Source organism: Burkholderia sp. Ac-20379, from assembly GCF_017104645.1.
In the GTDB taxonomy this organism is placed as follows: domain Bacteria; phylum Pseudomonadota; class Gammaproteobacteria; order Burkholderiales; family Burkholderiaceae; genus Burkholderia.
The window spans coordinates 1-2,539 of record NZ_JAAGPF010000565.1 but is presented as its reverse complement, the minus strand read 5'-3'; the positions used below and the strand labels follow the sequence as shown (position 1 = coordinate 2,539).

Annotated in this window: 2 protein-coding genes; both read left to right on the top strand. The window is 71.8% G+C overall.

Annotated elements, in window-relative coordinates; genetic code table 11:
- Window positions 1-615, top strand: a 615-nt coding sequence (locus tag G3N92_RS32770; RefSeq protein WP_277396220.1) for a chemotaxis protein CheB, incomplete at its 5' end; no start/stop codon positions are given.
- A 377-nt stretch (window positions 616-992) separates the two neighbouring features.
- Window positions 993-2,539, top strand: a 1,547-nt coding sequence (locus tag G3N92_RS32765; RefSeq protein WP_206131671.1) for a helix-turn-helix transcriptional regulator, incomplete at its 3' end; no start/stop codon positions are given.

The window sequence follows — 2,539 nt, the reverse complement described above, 5'->3', positions numbered from 1 at the left end:
GTGGCCGCTTCGGGCGCCACGCCGCTGGTGGCGATCGGCGCCTCGGCGGGCGGGCCGACCGCGCTGGCCGCGCTGCTCAAGCCGCTGCCGGCCGATTTCCCGGCGGCGGTGGTGATCGTGCAGCACGTCGATCAGGCGTTCGCGATCGGCATGGCCGAATGGCTCGACGGCTACACGGCGCTGCCGGTGCGGATCGCCCGGCAGGGCTGCGCGCCGCAGCGCGGCGAAGTGCTGCTGGCCGCCACCAACGATCACCTGCACCTGACCGCGCGCGGCCTGCTCGATTACACGCCGCATCCGGCCGAAACGCCGTACCGGCCGTCGGTCGACGTGTTCTTCCAGAGCGTGGTGGATCACTGGCGCGCCGACGCGATCGGCGTGCTGCTGACCGGCATGGGCCGCGACGGCGCGCTCGGCCTGAAGGCGATGCGCGGCAAGGGCTTCTACACGATCGCGCAGGACGCGGCCACCAGCGCCGTGTACGGCATGCCGAAGGCGGCCGCCGCGATCGACGCGGCCACGGCGATCCTGCCGCTCGACCGGATCGCCGAGCGCATCGCGATGCAGTTGCCGCGCGGCGTGCGGGCGGCAGCGGGCGCGCGGCAGGGGCGTTAAGCGGGAGGCGGCAGGGGCTGCTCGGCACATGCTGCGGGGCCGCCGAAACGGGATGTGGCGAGGCCGCTGGATCGGCACTTGGCAGGACCGCGGCCCCCGAAGCGGCATGTGGCACGACCGCTTCAGCGCCATACGGCGGGCCCGCCCACGCGGCGCACGACACGATAACGGCGCGGCGGCCGGCAACCGATTCGGTTACGAATTCGAACCGGATTTCGAGAACCGGCCCGCCGCGCGATGGTCAGATGGCACGAACGGGGCGATGCGGAGCGGGATCCGCATCGCCCCGCCTTTTTTCAGCCGCACGGAAGCCGCCGCGCGCCGCCGATCGGGTCGGCGCAGCCGGCCGCCGCGGCGCACGAACGGAACCCGACCCGATGAACGAAGCCGCCAACGAGCCGCATCCCGCGCCCGCCGACGAGCAGGCGCTGAAGACGCACACCGACCGCCGCCAATTGCACCAGATCATCGCCGGCCTGACCGAAGGCGTGATCCTGGTCGAGCCGGATCAGCGCATCGTCTGGGCCAACGAGGCCGCGCTCGCGATGCACGGCGCGGCCACGCTGGCCGATCTGGGCGCCGACGTGACCGAATACCGCGAACGCTTCCGGCTGCGCGACACCAATCACGATCCGGTCCGCCAGGGCCAGTATCCGATCGACCGCGTGATCAGCGGCGAGCAGTTCAGCGACGTGACGGTGGAGGTCGAATCGGCCGCCGACGATTCGCTGCGCTGGGTGCACCGGATCCGCAGCCTGGTGCTGACCAACGCGGCCGGCGAGCCCGATTGCCTCGCGCTGGTGCTGCACGACGCCACCGAATGGGCCAGCGCCGAGCAGCGTTTCGAGCGCACCTTCAACGCCAACCCGGCGCCCGCCGCGATCTGCCGGCTCAGCGATTTCCGCTACGTGAAGGTCAACCAGGGCTTTCTCGACATGACCGGCCACCCGCTCGGCGACGTGATCGGCCGCTCGGTCTACGAGCTCGACGTGTTCGACCGCGCCGAGCGCCGCGAGCTGGCGATCGAGCGGCTCGGCGACGGCATGACGATCCCGCCGATGGAGGCGCTGCTGCGGCGCGCCGACGGCGGCGATCACGCGGTGATCGTGGCGGGCCAGCCGATCGACATGGGCGAGCACGCCTGCATGCTGTTCACGTTCACCGATCTGCAGCCGCGCAAGCAGGCCGAGATCGCGCTGCGCGAGAGCGAGGAGCGCTTCGCCAAGGCGTTCCGGATGGCGCCGGTGGCGATGGCGATGCTGACCGCCGGGCGCTTCGAGCTGCTCGACTGCAACGACGCGTTCGTGGCGATGACGGGCCACGCGCAGGCCGACCTGCTGGGCCGTTCCGCCGACGAGCTCGGGCTGTGGGCCGAGCCCGACGCGCAGCGCGGCATCGCCGACACGCTCGCGCGCGACGGCGTGGTGCGCATGCACGACGTGCGCGTGGTGACGAAGGACGGCGACGTGCGCGACTGCGTGGTGTCGGCCGACGCCGTGGCGATCCACGCGCAGGATTGCCTGCTGCTCGCGCTGCTCGACATCAGCGAGCGCAAGCGCACCGAGATGGAGCTGATCCAGGCGATCGAGACGGCCATGCAGGATGCGTCGTGGTTCAGCCGCACGCTGATCGAGAAGCTCGCCAACGTGCGCCGCGCCAAGGCGCCCGACGCCGGCGCGCAACTGTCCGACCTGACGGCGCGCGAGCGCGACGTGTTCGATCTGCTCTGCCACGGGCTGCCCGACAAGGAGATCGCGAACCGGCTCGGGCTCGCGCCGAACACGGTGCGCAATCACGTCTCGACCATCTACAACAAGCTCGACGTGCACAGCCGCGGCGAGGCGATCGTCTGGGCGCGCGAGCGCGGCATCGTCGGCGCCGAGCCGGCTGCGGTTGCCGGCGCGCCCGATGCATCGGCGCCGGA